The following is an 18,124-nucleotide window of genomic DNA, read 5'->3' as shown; positions in this document are numbered from 1 at the left end:
TGTTTCCAGACGTTTTTTGTTTGTACGAAGATGTGATACAGTATAAATGATAATTGAATTATTTAAAGTAGGTGAAAATGTGTGAAAACAAATGTACATAAAGTAGATAAGTGGGGGAAGTTAGGCGCTTTTTTGTATCAGTTTCGTTATACGGTAATTGTAGCATTACTATTGCTTGCGATAGGACTCGGTATTTTCGCTCCAAAGCTACCAGGAGTATTAGGTGGTGACGGTTTCCAAACAGAAGGGGACTATCAAAAAACGAAAGAAATTTTAGATAAAGATTTTAAGAGGTCTCAAGATACACTTTTACTCGTTTTTGAAAAAAATAAAGGTGTTTCACATGAGGGATTTCAAAAGCAAGTAGAGGAAATTGTAAAGAATGTACAAGAGAAAGAGACTTATGAATCTTTCCATCACCCAGTGCAAAATAAAGAAATGTTACAAGATGATATCGGCTATGCGACAATTTTATTTTCCGGGAAAACAAATAAGGAACGAATGGAAAAGACATTACAATTTGCTGATAAAGTCGAAAAAGAAAGTAATACAGCGTTAAAAGTAACGCCAACAGGATTTCCAAAAATTAATCAAGAGATTAATGAAAGAACGCAAAATGATTTAAAAGTAGCAGAGATGATTGGCCTGCCAATTGCATTTCTCGTATTACTATTTTCATTTGGTAGCCTTTTGGCATCTATTTTACCAATTGTAAATGGGGCACTTAGTGTTATTAGTACGATGGGTATATTGTACTTTATAGGTGTCGATAAGGAACTATCTATCTTTGTGTTAAATGTTGCACCGATGATTGGACTTGCGTTATCCATTGATTTTGCGCTATTATTTGTAAATCGCTTTCGAGAGGAAGTTGCAAAACGAACGGTAAAAGAAGCGATAGCAATTACATATCAAACAGCAGGGCGTGCAATCGTATTTTCAGGATTATGTGTATTTGTTGGATTGTCCGGCTTGTTTTTCTTTAAAATTGATTATATTCAGTCTGTCGCAATTAGCGGAATGATTGTTGTGATTATGAGTATTTTATTCTCACTCACACTTCTTCCAGCGCTCTTATCATTAATTGGAAAACGGATATTAAAAAAGAATCAAGTAGCACATACACCGGCGAAGGCATGGCGTAAATTTGCACAATTTGTAATGAAACATCCAATTGCGATGATTATTGTTGTTACAACATTTATTGTGATTTGCTTATTGCCATTACGTACAGCTAATTTGCAGTTCCCTGATGTGGAAGCTTTACCTAAACAAAGTGATACAAGAATTGCATATGAGAAGTACGAAGAGGCATTTAATAAAACTGCAAAAAAACATGCTGATGTTACGTTAGTGGTAGAGACGAAAAAAGATATGAAAGAAAAAGAAAGTTTACAAAAGATAGAAGAAGTCGTTCAAAAGTTACAAGATGATAAGAAAGTATATGAAGTTAGAAGCTTATACGACGGGTTAACTGGTATGAAAGCAGATCAAGTTGCTGGAATGTTAGCGTCGCCAGAAGCAGCGAAACTAGCTCCTATATTTGAAGCATATACGAAAGGGAATAAGACGACGATAGAAGTCTTTCTGAAAACAAAACCACGTACTGAAACTGCTAAACAGTGGGTTCGTGATTTTAAACAAAATTATAAAGAAACAGATGTGACGTATTATCTAGGCGGAATGACGACCTTCCAACAAGAGTTAGAAGATGAAATTAAAGATAAAGTTGCAATTGGTATGTCTGTTATATTTGGATCGACCTTTGTTATATTATTATTTGCATTCCGATCTATACTCATTCCGATTAAGGCGATTATTATGAATATACTTAGTTTAAGCGCAACAATCGGAATTGTTGTTTGGTTATTTGAAGGTGGGCATTTTGGTTTAGAAGCGAGTCCTGTTCTATTTGTCTTACCAATCTTCATTTTCGGCCTTGTATTTGGGCTTAGCATGGATTATGAAGTTTTTCTTATTTCACGTATTCATGAGTTATATGAAGAAACAGGAGATAATGATCAAGCGACGTTAGAAGGACTTGTGTCAACAAGTAGGATCATTACATCAGCTGCGTTAATTATGATTGTTGTAACTGGTGCGTTCGCCTTTACTGATATTTTACCAGTACGGCAAATGGGGATTGGCGTTGCATTAGCGATATTCCTTGATGCAACAATTATTCGTCTTATGCTTGTACCGAGTTTAATGAAATTGTTTGGAGACTGGAATTGGTGGTTACCATTTCGAAAGAAAAGAGAAAAATCATCGTAAAAAATACTCATCTATGAGATGAGTATTTTTTTATGAATAGCAAGACCTACATTTTGCAAATAGTATGTGATAAGAACATTACATATAAGTAGGTGAAGGCAATGTTTCGTTATTTTAAGTTTAAGCTAAATGATACAGTACAGTTTGCAGAAAACGATGGGCATATGTATCGCATTGTCGGTTATCGGTTAGAAAAAGGATTTTATCCAAAAGATGAATGGACTCATATCATTTATGAATTGCTTAGAGATTTTGATGGATATACGATGGATGCGGAAGAGGAGGAACTTGTAAAGGTCATTCAAGTAGAGGATGAGTATTACAAAATACAAGAAGTATCGGGTTATCGTTATCCAGTAAAAATGAAGCAAAAACAACACGTGATGAAAGTAGAAAAGATGGATGATTTATTAGATACGTATAATGATTATAAAAGATTGGCGGATTTCTTTAAAGATTTATCGTATGAGCAAAAAGCGGACGAAGTATTGCAGGAAATGAAACGGCGTAGAGCATGAGGGGGGGCAGTCTACTATAAGACTGTCCTCTATTTTTGACGGTGCATCAAATTGTGTTTTCCGTTACAATGAGAGAATCAATAGAAATAAGGTGATACAGTATGGAAACGAAGAAAAAGGGCGAATGGTGCGAAATTACTGTTCCAGCGAAATGGAATGGTATAAGCATTGAGTCATTATTAAAAATAGAATGGGAAATACCGAAAAAGTTGTTACATCAGCTTCGTATGGAAAAAGGTGTTAACGTTAACGGAGACCAGCGAAGATGGAATGAGCTTTTAAAAGAAGGCGATAAGTTACAAGTGCATATGTTTATAGAAGAAGAATACGATGTAGAGCCTGAATATGGTGAATTAGATGTAGTGTATGAAGATGATCACGTACTCATCGTGAATAAGCCTGAGAAGATGGATACGCATCCTGCTGAAAAAGGTGGGATGGGAACACTTGCAAACCTTGTTGCCTTTCATTTTCAAATGCAAGGTTTAGAGACGAAGGTTCGTCATATTCATCGGTTAGATAAAGATACGACAGGTGGTGTCGTGTTTGCTAAGCATAGAATTGCGGGTGCAATTATGGATCGTTTATTAATGGAACGAAAAATTAAAAGAACATACGCGGCGCTTGTGGAAGGAAAAGTGAAAAAGAAACAAGGAACAATTGACGCGGCGATTGGAAGAGATCGCCATCATGCGACGAGACGACGTGTTTCTCCAAATGGAGACCAAGCAATCACATTTTATAAAGTAGAGGAGTATTTTAAGAACCAAAATATTACGCTCGTAACGTTACAATTAGAAACGGGTAGAACTCATCAAATTCGTGTTCATATGAGCTACAATGGTAATCCATTAGTCGGGGATGTATTATATGGTGGACAAACGCAATATATGTCTGGGCAAGCATTGCATGCGATGAAAATAAACTTCTTACATCCAATTACGAAAGAAGAGATTGAAGTGGATGTACCATTTCCTACAAAATTAAATAATACAATGAAAGAATTTCAAAGAATGAATGCGTAAAATATAAGTTTAAATTTGAGAAAAGTAGATTTTTGCAGGAATTTCTCTAAAAGAAGCGAAGCCGTTAAGAGAAAAGAGAGGTGAGAATCACTTGGTCAAATATAAATATATACTAGGAATATTTTTCGCTTGTCTTTTAGTTACTCTATGCCTCTATCCATATTTACCAAACCGTATGGCAGTACATTGGAATGAAAATGGTCGGCCGAACGAGTTTATGAGTAAACAAGTTGTTATAGCATTTATTCCTTGTCTTATTATTTTTTTGCATGGATTCGTGTATATTATTTCACATAATATATATAAGTTGAATGAAGGCGAGCATTTCATTATAAGTGGATTTCTAAAGACGATTACTTTATTTATGTTGTTTATCCATATGCTCATTCTCTTTATTAATTTTGGAAGTGTGATATCCTTTCAGACAGGATTAACAATTGGGATTAGTATGTTTCTCTTTATGCTTAGTAAAGGGTTTAAAGAAGTTAAGAGTAAGGAAAAAGACCCAATTCAATTACAAAAAATTCGTTTAGTGAGCAGGCGGATTTTTCAAGTAATGGCATGTAGTATATTGTTTTCCTTGTTTTTGAACTTGAAATGGGGATTTTATATGTTACTTACTGTAATAAGTTGTGGCTCTATTTTGTTTATGTTCTACATATTGTATTCATACATAATAGAAAGTTATGAAACGTAAAAAAAGAGTCTTCTCATTATGAGAAGACTCTTTTAATCTATTTACTTCGTAATAAATTGTTGTGTCCAGTAGTTGCCGCTTTCTACATAACCAACACCGATGTGAGTGAAGCCGTTATTTAAGATGTTTGCACGGTGTCCAGCGCTGTTCATCCAAGCTTGTACTACTTCTTCAGGTGTACGTTGGCCTTGAGCGATGTTTTCACCTGCAGACTTATAAGAAATACCAAATTTCTTCATCATGTCAAACGGAGACCCGTATGTAGGGCTGTTATGATCAAAGTAGTTGTTTTTTTGCATATCTTCAGACTTGATACGTGCTACTTTGCTTAATTCAGTATCGATTTGTAATGCTGGTAAGCCTTGTTTTGTACGCTCAGCGTTTGTTAATTCAACAACACGTTGTTCGAATTCGCTTAAAGATTTTGCTTCTTCAGCAGGCTTTTGCTCAGCAGGTTTTTGTTCAGCAGGTTTTTGAGTATTGTTGTTTTCAGCAGGCTTTTGAGTTTCTGGTTTTTGAACTTCTTCAGCAGGCTTTTGCTCAGCAGGTTTTTGTTCAACAGGCTTTTGAGTTTCTGGCTTAGCTGTTGGTTGCTCAGTTACAACATTTTCAGTTGGTTGTTGACCAGGAATATAGCAGTTTGGTTGGAAATTTCCTTGTTGCCATTGTGCTAATGACTCAACTCCCATAGATTGTAAGAATGCTTGTAATTCTTGTTGGCTCATTTGCTTCATCATCACTTTTGAATGCTGAATATTTTGAACCTTTATGTTAGATGGTTGTACTGTTGCAGCTTGTGCATCTAAAGATGATACTCCTAGAGTAAGAGCTGTTGCAGCAGCTACAGATAATAAAACACGCTTTTTCATGATGTGTGTCCCCCTATATAAAGTTTTAATTTGTTTTCACACGATTTGTTTTGACAGCCTGTCCGACTGACAAATTCATCGTAGCATACAATTTGCAAGAAAAAAGATGGAAAAAAATTCATAGACTTAAAATTTACCTAATTTATCCTAAGAGGGGAAATGGGGGGAAATAAGAGAAACATAGAGTGTAAAAGGAATTTTCAGCATTTTTATACTTGATTTTAAGAGGGTATTTTTGGATAAATGTACCTATATTGAAAATGAAGAATCCTATTGTATCAATGGTTTGAGCATTTTTTTGAGGAATATACTGGATTGATTTTTACAAAACTGTAATGTTTCTGTTGTTCTTTTTTATAATAAAGTAACATATTTTTAATGTTGTAGCGGACAAAAAAGCGGCTATCTCTTTACGTAGACGAAGGAGATAGCCGTTTTCTTATTATTACGTATGTTACGAGTTATTACGAGTTGGTTTCAATTGCTTCTAATAATAGATCTACAATGTGAATTCCTCTCATTTTATGAGAAAGACCTTCTCGTTCAATCCCTAATTTCATTTGTAATAAACAACCTGGGTTTGCAGTAACAATGGTTGCTGCGTCTGTTTCATGCACACGGTCCATTTTGTAATCTAGAAATTCCATTGATAACTCTGAATGAACAATATTGTAAATACCAGCGGAACCACAGCAACGATCCGCGTCTTTCATCTCACGGTATGTGGCGCCTTGAATTGCTTCTAGTAGCATACGAGGTTCTGAAGATGTTCGCATAACATTGCGTAAATGACAAGAGTCTTGATACGTAATAATTTGCGGTGTGAGTCGTAAGTCCTTTCGTTTATGGAAATCTAGTTCTACTAGAATAGCGGTAATATCTTTAATTTTAGAAACGAACTGCTTTGCGCGTTCAGCCCACTGTGGATCGTCTTTTAAAAGATAATCGTAGTCTACAAGGTAAGCTCCGCAACCACCGGCATTCGTAATAATATAGTTGATGTTTAAATCTTCGAATGCTTTTATATTGCGTTTCGCTAGTTCCTTTGCTCCGCTTTTCTCACCAGCATGTCCATGTAATGCCCCGCAGCAACTTTGTGTTTTCGGAATAACGATATCACAACCAGCTAACTGAAGAAGTTTCATCGTTGCGTTATTTGTTTCTAAAAACATTGTATCCATTAAACAACCTGTGAAGAATGCAACTTGTTTCTTCTTTGTACTTTCAGCGGGTAAAAATTCAGGGCGATCTTTCATTGCTTTCATTTTAGGGACTTTTGGCAAAACAAGATCCATCGTTGCAAGTGTTTCAGGGAATAACTTCATAATCCCTGTTTTATGTGTTAGCGTTTGTAAACCAGAACGTTGGTAAAATCCGATTAATCCTGTTAATGTTCTCATTCGATTTTGATGCGGGAATAGTCCTTCAAACACGACTTTACGAACGGCTCTCACTGGCACCGAGAACTTTTTATTTTGATTTATAATATCACGAGCTTCTTCTAATAAATGTCCATAATTCACACCCGATGGACAAACAGGTTCACAAGCGCGGCAACCCAGGCAAACGTTTAATGTATTTTCAACATCTTCATCTGGCTCAATTAAACCGTCAACGACTGCTTTCATTAATGCGATACGTCCTCGTGGTGAATGTGATTCTTTATATCCAGATTGAATGTAAGTAGGGCAAGTTGGCAAGCAGAAACCGCATCGCATACAGTTTAATAGTTCATCTTCACTTAATCGTTCTTTAAATTCCTTTTGAATGTTTTCTTTATTTAATGTTGTCATCGCTCAACCACCACTCTTTTACGAGTGTCTTTCGCGAACATTTTGCCTGGATTCATAATGTTATTTGGATCGAAGGCTTGTTTAATTCCTTGCATAGCAGCAATACCTTCTTTACCTAATTTCATTTCTAAATACGGAGCTTTCATCGCGCCAACACCATGTTCACCAGTAATCGTGCCGCCAAGTTCAATTGCTTTCGCAAATATTTCAGCAAAAGCTTGTTCAGCTCGGTGCATTTCTTCTTCATTACGAGCATCTGTCATACAAGTTGGATGTAGGTTACCATCACCAGCATGTCCAAACGTACAAATAGAAATATTATATTTTTTTGCAATGGCATTAATTGCTTCAACCATCGGAGCAATTTGTGAGCGTGGTACTGTTGCATCTTCCAGTATTGTTGTAGGTTTTAATCTTGCAAGTGCTGATAGTGCACTACGGCGAGCTGTCCGAAGCGCATCTGCTTCCGCTTCATCTTTTGCAACGCGAACATCGACTGCATTCATAGAGCGGCAAACGTGAGCCATTTTTTCAATATCTCGATCGACAACTTCGGGCGGGCCATCTTGTTCAATTAATAAAATTGCCTTTACGTCAGTTGGTAAACCGATTTGTGCAAACTCTTCTACAACTTCAATTGTCGGCTGGTCTAAAAACTCAAGTGTCGCTGGAATAATTTTATTTGCAATAATAGAAGAAACAGCACGTGCAGCTTCATTTATATCTTCATAGAGCGCAAGCATCGTTTTTTTCGTTTCAGGCATAGGAACGAGTTTTAATATTGCCTCTGTTACGACGCCCAGCGTTCCTTCAGAACCGATAAATAAACGAGTTAAATCGTAACCAGCTACATCTTTTGCTAATTTACCGCCAGTGTGAATAATATCGCCATTTGGTAAGACAAGTTCAAGACCCATCACATAATCACGAGTTACGCCATATTTTAATCCGCGTAATCCACCTGAGTTTTCATTAATATTACCGCCAATTGTAGAAATTTTCATTGAGCTTGGATCTGGCGGATAAAATAAACCTTTTTCCTCTACTGCTTTAATAATATCAAGTGTAATCACACCAGCTTGTACAGTAATTGTTAAATTTTCTTCATCAATTTCTAAAATGTTATTCATATGGCGGAAAATAAGGACGATACCGCCTTCAAGTGGACATGTTCCAGCGCAAAGATTTGTTCCAGAACCACGAACATATACAGGGATTTTGTGAGTGTTACATACTTTTAACACTTCAGCTATTTCATTTGTATTACGAGGAGCAATGACTGCATCAGGCATTGCTTGGAAGTTTGGAGTGGCATCATAACTATACGTTAAACGCCCCATATTGGATGTATCTACATTATCTTCGCCAACAATGGATACGAATGAATCAATAATTTGCTTTTCTAACATTGGAAATCCCCCTCAAACTGTTAACGTAATTCGTAATGATAAAAAACGTTGTCACAGTGCTTTCATTATAATGATAAAAAAGTCGGGGGATTCTTTCTATGTATAATCATCTAAAGATTAATCTATTTTATCATTCTTTTTTGTGTGATTGTCTAATAAGAGGAGCGAGAAGTATAAAATATTTAAATCTTTGAATTGTTTCGGATCAAGTCCTGTATGCTCCTCAATCTTTTTTAGTCTGTAATGCAATGTGTTAATGTGTATATGTAATCTTTCAGCTGTTTGTTTATAAGATTGGTTATAATCGATAAATAAGCGTAAGGTGTGCATAAGCTCGGAAGACGATAATAAATTTTCGATCGTGCGCCTTAGAAACTGTTCCCGCGTTTCAGCAGAAATATCTTGCAAGCACATTTCTAAACGTAAATCCTCATTAAATACAATTTCCTTCGTTTCAAGTGATACGGAAAGAGCTTGTAATGCTTGTTCGTACGATAAGTTCATATTGCTTGGCGTCATGGATTGTCCAATCCCAATATATAAAGGAATAGAAAATAAAGTTTCACAGTCTTGTTTTAATCGTTTTAAAAATTGATATGTTTGCTCTTTAGAGTGTGTGGCTGTAAATAGAATGAATCGATCATTTCCCCAGCGAACAAATAGATGCTCTTTTGTTAATAGATTGCGTACGTGTTGCCAAATCTTACGCTGAAGCATCGTGTCATTTTGATCAATAGAGAACAAAATAAGTTGTTTTTTCTTATATAAATCAATACCGAGTGTTTTGGCGCGATCGAGAAAGCTTGGAGACCAGTCTGTATTTTGAAGCCAATCAAAGACAAATGCTTCATAAGAACGGTGTTCAAGTTCTAGTTGTTCTAAAAAGTAGTTTTCGTGAATGAGTAGTTCGGTCATTTTACGTAATATTTCTCCGTATTGTGAAATATTTTCAGGTTCGCCTGTAATTCCAATGACACCAATTACTTCGTCATGGAATAATAAAGGGAGGTTCATACCCGCCTTTACGCCTTGCAAACGTCGTTCATCTTCTTTTGTAATAATGACAGTTTTCTTTTGCTTCGCACAACGGAGTGCACCTTCATGAAATTGACCGATTCTTTCTATATCTGTGCTTGCGATAATAACGCCTTGTATATTAATGATAATAATATTTTCTTTAATTAGTCTGCGTACTTCTCGTACAATTTTATTCGCTAAATCAGGAAAAAGCATAATTTGCACACCTCAAATTCTATTTGTTGTACATTATATATGTAAATGAAGTAAGAAAGGGAAATTTCACACTTTCCACACATTTATTTGTTATTTTACAATTATAACGAAATCATCCGAAGATGGAGGGAATCTTTTGAGAAAGTATGTTTTTCTTCTCTGTTTTTTATTTCTATTAGTAGGGTGTCAAGGAAGTTCATATACACCGATTGCTAAAGATAAAAGTGTTATTATAACAACGAATATAAAAGAAGGTAGTATTAGTTTTGTTGATAAACAAACTAAAAAGTTAATTACGACATGGGAACTTAATGAACCAATGGCAGGAATTGCACTACTTCCAAACGGTGAGGACATACTTGTATATGGTAAGCAGCTAGAGTACATGTATGTATATTCACTAGCAGAAGGAAGGCAAGTGGAAAAATATAAAACGGGAAAAGGCATTGTAAATGTGGTCGTATCAGAAGATAAAAAGCAATTATTTGCTGCCGATCAAAATGCTCAAAAGGTAAGGTTTTTTACGATAAAAGGGAAAGAGACAGGGAGTGTGTCAACCGGAAAAGGACCAATAACGATGGTAGAGCATGATAACCAGTTATCTGTATTAAACTTTTATGATACGAAGCTAACGATAATTGATACAAAGAAAAAAGAAGTGATCCAATCCTTTATGATTCCCCCAGCGTCAACGGGAGCGACAATTAGTCCGAATGGGAAAGAAATATGGATTGGTGGGCATGGTGATGGAAATCAAGTGAATGAGAAAGTATTAGTGTATTCTTTGCAGAGCGGGGAAATGGTACGTTCTTTACACGCCCCGTTTATGCCTGTGAATATAACGAAGGATAATAAGTATGTATATGCATTGAGTCACGGTTCGAATACGCTTAGAAAGTTTGATGTTGGCACGTATAAAGAGGTTGCTTCTGTAGAAGTAGGATCGAACCCATTTGCATTTTTGAAGAGCGGAGCAGAAGGATACGTAGCAAGCTATGATAGTGATGAATTGTGCGTCATGGATATGAAGAATTTGAAAATAAAACAAACAATTAAAGTCGGAAAAGGGCCGTTTCAACTCATAGAGAGAGAAGGGAAGGACAATGAGTAAATATAGGGTGCTAGTTGTAGATGATGAAAGTGATATGAGGCAGCTCGTTGGCATGTACTTAGATAATTTCGGGTACGAGTGGGGAGAAGCTGAAAATGGAAAAGAAGCTCTACAAAAATTAGAGACGAATCATTATGATTTTGTTGTACTAGATATTATGATGCCAGAGATGGATGGGCTTTCAGTTTGTAAAGAAATTAGAAAGACGTCAGATGTACCAATTATATTTTTAACAGCAAAAGGTGAAGAGTGGAATAGGGTGAACGGCTTACGTATGGGGGCAGATGATTATATTGTAAAGCCATTTAGCCCGGGAGAATTAATTGCTCGTATGGAAGCTGTGTTAAGACGGTATACAAAGCAAGAACAACAAGAGGAGGTTCAGTTTGGACCAATCCTGATTAATGAAAAAAGTAGGAAGATTGAGGCAGACGGTGAGCCGATTTCTCTTACGGTAAAAGAGTTTGATTTACTCTATTTTCTTTGCCAACATACGGGACAAGTATTTAGCAGAGAACAATTGCTGGAAAAGGTATGGGGATATGATTATGCCGGAAGTACAAGAACAGTAGATACGCACGTGAAAACGATGCGTTTGAAACTTGGAGAAAGTGGAAACTACATTCAAACTGTTTGGGGTGTAGGCTATAAATTTGAGGTGTAACGTATGTTTACGATGGTACAGAAGCTTTGGCTGACAGTAGTATGTGCAGTATTTGTAACAGTTTCCTTTCTCTATTTTGTATCTTTATACTCGTACGAAAAACTATACGTTGATAATTTAAAAGATTCATTAGTAACGGAGGGGAAGGGTCTTGCTGCGCAATATGATAAGCGTGAAGGCATATCAACTTTTGAAGAGAAAGTAAGAGCATTTGATCAAATATCTAGTTCAGACGTTCTTTTCGTATCGAACCCACGTGATTTAAGCGCATGTTTACCTTTTGATGTGCATCATCACTCTCTTATAAGTGAAGGGGACAGGCAAGCATTATTAGATGGAAAAACTGTGACAAAGATAGGATATGAGGAGCATTTTGACCGTAATATTATGGGAGTTGTCATCCCTGTTTTAGAAAATAAAAAATTAGTTGGTATTGTATATTCTTATATTCCTTTAAAAAGTATAAAAGACTTAATATATGATATGGGCCTTATTTTGGCACCGTTAGCACTTGCTATAACGTTACTAACAATATGGATTGGTAGAAAGATTATTATTGCTATTACGAGACCACTTTCGCAAATGGAACGAGTTGCGAATCATTTGGCTACGGGAGATTTCTCAGAACGTATTACAATTTCTTCCGAAGATGAAATTGGACGATTAGGAAAAGCATTTAATAAAATGGCAAATTCTTTAGAGACAGAAGACGTAAAGCGTAAGGAATTTTTAGCTAACGTTTCACACGAGCTAAGAACACCACTAAGCTATATAAAAGGATATAGCGAGGCTATTTTAGATGGTGTAGCGAAAGGACCACAGCAGGAAAAAGTAACACAGCTCATTCATAAAGAAGCAGATCGTATGCAGCGCCTCGTTCATGATTTATTAGATTTAGCACAATTAGAAGGGGAACATTTTCCGTTAAAGAAACAACCTATCGTTTTTTCACAATTGATTGAAGATGTGCTGGATACGTATGAGATTAAATTTATAGAAAAGAAAATTCGTATTTCAACAAATTTAAATCCAGAAATCATTGTAATGATTGATGAGGATCGCATGCAACAAGTGCTTCATAACGTGTTAGATAATGCGATACGGTATACAAATCAAAACGGGGATATCAATATAACTTTAGAACAAATCGATGATTACTGTGAATTAAAAATAAAAGATACAGGAATCGGTATTGATACAGAGCATTTAGAAAATCTTGGCGAACGTTTTTATAGAGTGGATAAAGCGAGAAGTCGTCAACATGGTGGAACAGGTCTAGGTCTTGCTATTGTAAGACAAATTGTTCATATCCATGATGGACAGTGGCGAATTGAAAGTGAAAAAGGGAATGGGACGACGGTTATTATTAAATTGAAAGTACAGGATGAGAGGAGCATGTTCTAATTTTTAGGGCATGCTTTTTTATATAGGAGACAATAGTTATACAGAAAGATATAAATTAATATGTAAGAAATATCGAAAATTTGACGATTTTATGAACAAAACATTTGTACTTCTTACCAATTCGTTCTAAAATAGTTATGATGCAAAGTTCTTATAAATCGTTTCAATTGTTGTTTGGAAGATACTGAGGTGATTTAACTGGAGTACAAATCGATTAAACCGAAGAAAATTTACGAAGAAGTATCTGAAGCTATTTTAACAATGATTAAAAATGGTACGTTAAAACCTGGTGACAAACTACTTCCTGTACATCAATTAGCTGAGCAGTTTCAAGTTGGCAGATCTGCTGTTCGTGAAGCGTTAAGTGCGCTAAGAGCGATGGGCTTAATTGAGATGAAACAAGGAGAAGGTACATATGTGAAGAATTTCGATTCTTCTTCATTAACAAAATCATTAAACAATAGATTATTAATGAAGAAAGAAGATATTTTGAATTTATTAGAAGTACGAAAGGTGCTTGAAGTGGGGGCAGTTCGAGCAGCTGCGGCAAAACGTACGGAAGAGAATTTGAAAAATATGAAGCATTGGTTAGATGAAATGGCAAAGAGCATTGGAGATGAAAAAGCTGGTGAAAAAGCAGATTTTCAGTTCCATATGGGAATTGCGGAGTCTTCGCATAACAACATTTTGATTGAACTCATGAATCATGTTTCAGAGATGATTGCTGAAACAATTGGTGAATCAAGACGCATTATTTTATATGGTGAACAAACAACATCAGAACGACTTATAGAAGAGCATCAAGTTATATATGATGCAGTGTTAAAGCAAGATGTAGAATTAGCGCAGCAAGCGATGCTAGATCATTTAACAAATGTAGAACATATTGTCACAGGTAAAACGATATAAATTCGTAATTTAATCTTTTAAAAATCAAATTTTTTGATAAAATAGAGAGAGATTAAGTAAGCGTTTTCTTTAGAAGAGGGAGAGGATAGGCCATGGTTGAGCCTATTTCTTCTTTTCTTAGTCATCTGATGACCATATGTTTGTTGGTGGAGCTGTAAAAAGGGGGAGTAATAATTATGAAAGTTACTTTATTTGTTACTTGTTTAGTCGATATGTTTGAAACAAACGTCGGCAAAGCAACAGTTGAAGTGTTGGAGCGTTTAGGTTGTGAAATTGAATTTCCAGAAGCACAAGTTTGTTGTGGTCAGCCTGCTTATAATAGCGGCCATGTAGAAGCAGCAAAAGAAGCGATGAAACATATGATTGAAACTTTCGAAGATGCAGAATATATCGTTACGCCATCTGGTTCTTGTGCGACAATGTTTCATGAGTATCCGCATGTTTTTAAAGATGATCCGAAGTGGGCTAAACGTGCACAAAAGATTGCTGATAAAACATATGAATTCACACAATTTATTGTAGATGTTTTAAAAGTGACAGATGTTGGGGCAAGTTTACCAGGGATCGCTACTATTCATAAATCGTGTCATATGACACGCCTGCTTGGAGTAAAAGAGGCACCAGGAATTTTATTATCAAACGTAAAAGGATTAATTGTGAGAGAACTGCCAAACGCACAAAATTGTTGCGGGTTTGGGGGAACGTTTTCAGTGAAGATGACTCCAATTTCTGAGCAAATGGTAGATGAAAAGGTAGATAGTGCAATGGAAACAGGTGCGGATTATTTAATCGGTGCAGATTGTGGGTGTTTGTTAAACATTGGCGGACGTATTGAGCGTTTAGGAAAAGAAATAAAAGTAATGCATATTGCTGAGGTACTGAATAGTCGCTCATGAAGGGGGAACATAAGCTATGTCTATGAAAATCAGTGAGAAAAAATTTAATGATCGCGTTGGCGATGGAATTCAAGATTCGTTTATGCGCGGAGCAGTATCTTCTGCACAAACACGATTATATACGAATCGCTTAAAAGCGGCGGATGAATTAGGAAACTGGGAAGAATGGCGTGAACTCGGTGAAGAAATTCGTCAACATACGTTAGAAAATCTTGATTATTACTTAATGCAGTTAAGTGAAAATGTATCAAAAAGAGGCGGATATGTGTACTTTGCGAAAACGAAAGAGGAAGCAGCAAAGTATATTCAAGATGTTGCCAAAAAGAAGCAGGCAAAAAAAGTAGTAAAATCAAAGTCGATGGTAACAGAAGAAATTAGTATGAACCATGCGCTTGAAGAAATCGGTTGTGAAGTGTTAGAAAGTGACTTAGGAGAGTATATTCTGCAAGTAGATAACGATCCACCTTCACATATTATTGCGCCTGCACTTCATAAAAATAGAACGCAAATTCGTGATGTATTTAAAGAAAAGCTTGGTTATGAAAATTCTGACGATCCATACGAAATGACGAAGTTTGTTCGTAAACAACTTCGTGAGAAATTTATGGATGCGGAAATTGGTGTGACAGGTTGTAACTTCGCTGTTGCAAATACTGGTTCTCTTTGTTTAGTAACAAACGAGGGGAATGCCGATCTTGTCATGTCGATTCCGAAAACTCAAATTGCAGTAATGGGTATGGAACGTATGGTTCCGACAATGGAAGAATTAGATGTTTTAGTTGGTTTACTATGTCGTAGTGCAGTAGGGCAAAAATTAACCAGTTATGTAACTGTAGCGGGACCAATTCAAGAAGAGGAAGTAGATGGACCTGAAGAATTCCACTTAGTTGTTGTTGATAATGGCCGCTCTCAAATTCTTGGATCGGAATTCCGCTCAGTATTGCAATGTATTCGTTGTGCTGCTTGTGTGAACGTATGCCCTGTATATCGTCATGTTGGTGGACATTCATATGGCTCTATATACTCAGGGCCAATCGGTGCGGTATTAACACCACTTTTAGGCGGATATGATGATTACAAAGAGCTTCCTTATGCCTCTAGTTTATGCGGAGCGTGTACAGAAGCTTGTCCAGTAAAAATTCCATTACATGATTTATTATTAAAACATCGTCAAGTTATCGTTGAGCAAGAAGGGCGTGCTCCACTTGCCGAAAAATTAGCAATGAAAATGTTTAGTATGGGTGCATCTTCAGCCGCTTTATATAAAATGGGATCAAAAATGGCGCCAGCAGCAATGAGTCCATTTACATCTGGTAACCGTGTATCAAAAGGTGTTGGGCCACTTAAAAACTGGACAGATATTCGTGAATTCCCGGCTCCAAGTAAAGAAAGATTCCGTGATTGGTATAAAGATCATAAGAAAGGCGGGGACAAATAATGACAGGATTAATTCAAAACCGTGAGTCCTTTCTAGAGAATATTGCAAAAGAACTCGGACGCGCGCGTAAAACGGAAGGCGTAAAGCGTCCAGCATGGAAAAGTAATGTGAATGTAGAAACGCTAAAAGATTATTCACAAGAAGAATTGTTACAAGTATTTAAAAATCAATGTACAAACATTCATACAACTGTGGTGGAAACGACAAACGACCGTTTACGTGAAGATATTCAAAAAGTAATCATGGAGAACGGCGGGGGACCTATTATGTTATCGGCAGATGAACGTTTTGATTCTTATGGATTGACTTCTTTATTTAAAGAAGAGATTCCAAAGCAAAATGTTGAAGTGAATGTATGGGATCCTGAGAAAAAAGAAGAGAATATGCGTATCGCAGAAAGAGCGAATATTGGAATTGCCTTTAGTGATTATACTTTAGCTGAATCTGGTACGATCGTTGTACAAAGTCATAAAGGCCAAGGTCGTTCTTTACACTTTTTACCGACTGTATACTTTGCTATTATTCCACGTGAAACACTTGTACCTCGTATTACACAAGCAGTTCAGGATATGAACTCGCGTGTAGAAAATGGTGAGACAGTGGCATCTTGTATTAACTTTATTACAGGACCTAGTAACTCGGCAGATATTGAAATGAATCTTGTTGTCGGCGTACACGGACCATTAAAAGCAGTATATTTCATCGTATAAAAGAGGGGAAAGCAGGCCAGAAAATGGCCTGCTTTTTTAATAGAATAGAGATAATATGAAGTAGAAGTTCTCTCCTTTTTTTGTTATGTTCTTCTGGAAAGGAGAGGAAGGGATGTTCACTTATGTATATGCATTGTTAGTGGGGATGGTGTTTGGTTCCTTTTTTATGGTAATTGCGATGAGAGTTCCACTAGGTGAGTCTATCATTGTCCCTCGCTCACATTGTCATTATTGTAAGTATGTGTTAAAGCCAAAAGAATTGATTCCAATTATTTCTTTTTGTATACAAAGGGGACGTTGTACGAATTGTAAGAGGGAAATTTCAATTTTGTACGTAGTATTTGAACTTGTAACCGGAATGATATTTTTTCTTACGGTATATATAATCGGATTGGAACGAGAGCTTATTATCATTTTATCGCTTTTTTCATTACTTCTTATTATTTCAGTTACAGATTACATATATATGTTAATCCCAAATCGTATTTTAGCTTGGTTCTCTTGTTTACTCATTTTAGAATGTATTTTTGTACCGTTAGTTACTTGGGCAGATAGTATAGTTGGTAGTGGCGTTATATTCATTTTGTTATATTGCATGCAAAAGATATATCCAGAAGGGCTTGGGGGAGGTGATGTAAAATTACTTTCGCTACTTGGATTTATAGTGGGACTGAAAGGGATTTTTATGATTTTATTTTTAGCCTCTTGCTTTAGTCTTTGTTTCTTTGGAGCAGGTATAGTATTAAAACGTATGAAAATGAGGACTCAAATTCCATTTGGCCCCTTTATTAGCCTTGGGGCAATATGTTACATGTTGATCACGTATGCAAAATAGAGAGGGGATAGAACATGAATGTATATATGGATGATCAAAGAAGTTGTCCATATGGGTATGTGCCCGCAACTACAGTAGAATGTGCTTTGCAAATGGTTCGGGATTATGATGTAAATATTCTTTCCCTTGACTTTAACATGGGATGGGGAGAAAAAAGTGGATTAGATTTTGTAGATGCTTTTTGTAAAGAGGGTTTATATGTAAATGAAATGTACTTTCATACGAATGATGTCATCGGTATGCACAAGATGAAACAGAGGATTAATAAGGGGAAGGAAGGAGGGGAAATTAATCCGCACCTTGTTGTTAAATATGTGGGGAGCTAAAAACTCCAAAGTG

The 18,124-nt window shown here is 36.2% G+C and carries 16 protein-coding genes and 1 pseudogene; 13 read left to right on the top strand and 4 right to left on the bottom strand.

The annotated features are described in order from the left end of the window. The first annotated feature begins 81 nt into the window (after positions 1-81). The 4 genes from ACTFOB_RS20240 to ACTFOB_RS20225 all read left to right on the top strand — a co-directional run bounded on the left by ACTFOB_RS20240 (position 82) and on the right by ACTFOB_RS20225 (position 4,514). The gene (locus tag ACTFOB_RS20240) at positions 82-2,274 is read left to right on the top strand and encodes an MMPL family transporter (protein WP_440025362.1); all 2,193 of its coding nucleotides are present in this window, start codon (positions 82-84) and stop codon (positions 2,272-2,274) included. A gap of 101 nt (positions 2,275-2,375) precedes the next feature. Beyond that, positions 2,376-2,792 carry a histidinol dehydrogenase gene (locus tag ACTFOB_RS20235; protein ID WP_087979860.1) on the top strand — a complete coding sequence of 139 codons (417 nt, stop codon included), beginning with the start codon at positions 2,376-2,378 and terminating at the stop codon, positions 2,790-2,792. A gap of 101 nt (positions 2,793-2,893) precedes the next feature. Next, positions 2,894-3,817 carry an RluA family pseudouridine synthase gene (locus ACTFOB_RS20230; RefSeq protein ID WP_440025359.1) on the top strand — a complete coding sequence of 308 codons (924 nt, stop codon included), beginning with the start codon at positions 2,894-2,896 and terminating at the stop codon, positions 3,815-3,817. Between the two features lie 91 nt (positions 3,818-3,908). Next, positions 3,909-4,514: a DUF1648 domain-containing protein gene (locus ACTFOB_RS20225; RefSeq protein ID WP_440025357.1), complete on the top strand. Its 606-nt coding sequence runs from the start codon at positions 3,909-3,911 to the stop codon at positions 4,512-4,514. A 41-nt stretch (positions 4,515-4,555) separates the two neighbouring features. On the opposite strand, the gene ACTFOB_RS20220 is transcribed toward ACTFOB_RS20225, so the two are convergent. From ACTFOB_RS20220 to ACTFOB_RS20205, 4 genes are all read right to left on the bottom strand, one after another. Beyond that, complete coding sequence (locus tag ACTFOB_RS20220) at positions 4,556-5,383, bottom strand: CAP domain-containing protein (RefSeq protein WP_440025356.1); 828 nt, start codon at positions 5,381-5,383, stop codon at positions 4,556-4,558. 464 nt (positions 5,384-5,847) lie between these two features. Continuing rightward, on the bottom strand, positions 5,848-7,176 hold the full coding sequence (locus tag ACTFOB_RS20215; RefSeq protein ID WP_440025355.1) for a (Fe-S)-binding protein: 1,329 nt from the start codon (positions 7,174-7,176) through the stop codon (positions 5,848-5,850). After that, the gene (glcD, locus tag ACTFOB_RS20210; protein WP_440025354.1) at positions 7,173-8,585 is read right to left on the bottom strand and encodes a glycolate oxidase subunit GlcD; all 1,413 of its coding nucleotides are present in this window, start codon (positions 8,583-8,585) and stop codon (positions 7,173-7,175) included. Before glcD ends, ACTFOB_RS20215 begins: the two co-directional genes overlap by 4 nt. A gap of 117 nt (positions 8,586-8,702) precedes the next feature. Then, the gene (locus ACTFOB_RS20205; protein WP_440025353.1) at positions 8,703-9,818 is read right to left on the bottom strand and encodes a CdaR family transcriptional regulator; all 1,116 of its coding nucleotides are present in this window, start codon (positions 9,816-9,818) and stop codon (positions 8,703-8,705) included. 136 nt (positions 9,819-9,954) lie between these two features. Between ACTFOB_RS20205 and ACTFOB_RS20200 the strand changes: the two genes are divergently transcribed. The 9 genes and pseudogenes from ACTFOB_RS20200 to ACTFOB_RS20160 all read left to right on the top strand — a co-directional run bounded on the left by ACTFOB_RS20200 (position 9,955) and on the right by ACTFOB_RS20160 (position 18,111). Continuing rightward, a complete protein-coding gene (locus ACTFOB_RS20200; RefSeq protein ID WP_440025352.1) occupies positions 9,955-10,929 on the top strand; it encodes a YncE family protein in 975 nt (324 codons plus the stop codon). Next, the gene (locus tag ACTFOB_RS20195; RefSeq protein ID WP_000049882.1) at positions 10,922-11,593 is read left to right on the top strand and encodes a response regulator transcription factor; all 672 of its coding nucleotides are present in this window, start codon (positions 10,922-10,924) and stop codon (positions 11,591-11,593) included. Before ACTFOB_RS20200 ends, ACTFOB_RS20195 begins: the two co-directional genes overlap by 8 nt. Before the next feature lie 3 nt (positions 11,594-11,596). Further along, positions 11,597-12,997, top strand: coding sequence for a sensor histidine kinase (locus ACTFOB_RS20190; RefSeq protein ID WP_440025351.1), 1,401 nt, complete (start codon positions 11,597-11,599; stop codon positions 12,995-12,997). A 261-nt stretch (positions 12,998-13,258) separates the two neighbouring features. Continuing rightward, a pseudogene (locus tag ACTFOB_RS20185) lies at positions 13,259-13,914 on the top strand (FadR/GntR family transcriptional regulator). 168 nt (positions 13,915-14,082) lie between these two features. After that, positions 14,083-14,802, top strand: a complete 720-nt coding sequence (locus ACTFOB_RS20180) for a (Fe-S)-binding protein (protein ID WP_440025349.1) — start codon at positions 14,083-14,085, stop codon at positions 14,800-14,802. 16 nt (positions 14,803-14,818) lie between these two features. Then, positions 14,819-16,240 (top strand): LutB/LldF family L-lactate oxidation iron-sulfur protein, encoded by a 1,422-nt coding sequence (locus ACTFOB_RS20175; protein WP_151631204.1) that lies wholly within the window; start codon positions 14,819-14,821, stop codon positions 16,238-16,240. Further along, a complete protein-coding gene (locus tag ACTFOB_RS20170; protein ID WP_440025348.1) occupies positions 16,240-16,950 on the top strand; it encodes a LutC/YkgG family protein in 711 nt (236 codons plus the stop codon). The genes ACTFOB_RS20175 and ACTFOB_RS20170 overlap by 1 nt, the downstream gene beginning before the upstream one ends. Before the next feature lie 112 nt (positions 16,951-17,062). Beyond that, positions 17,063-17,785: a prepilin peptidase gene (locus tag ACTFOB_RS20165; RefSeq protein WP_440025346.1), complete on the top strand. Its 723-nt coding sequence runs from the start codon at positions 17,063-17,065 to the stop codon at positions 17,783-17,785. Positions 17,786-17,799: 14 nt separating this feature from the next. Further along, positions 17,800-18,111 (top strand): cyclic-phosphate processing receiver domain-containing protein, encoded by a 312-nt coding sequence (locus ACTFOB_RS20160; protein WP_440025344.1) that lies wholly within the window; start codon positions 17,800-17,802, stop codon positions 18,109-18,111. Positions 18,112-18,124: the final 13 nt, after the last annotated feature.

The organism is Bacillus cereus group sp. MYBK79-1, from assembly GCF_051915365.1.
Taxonomy (GTDB): domain Bacteria; phylum Bacillota; class Bacilli; order Bacillales; family Bacillaceae_G; genus Bacillus_A.
Note: the sequence above shows the minus strand (reverse complement) of the source record. Positions and strands in the feature narration are given on the sequence as shown.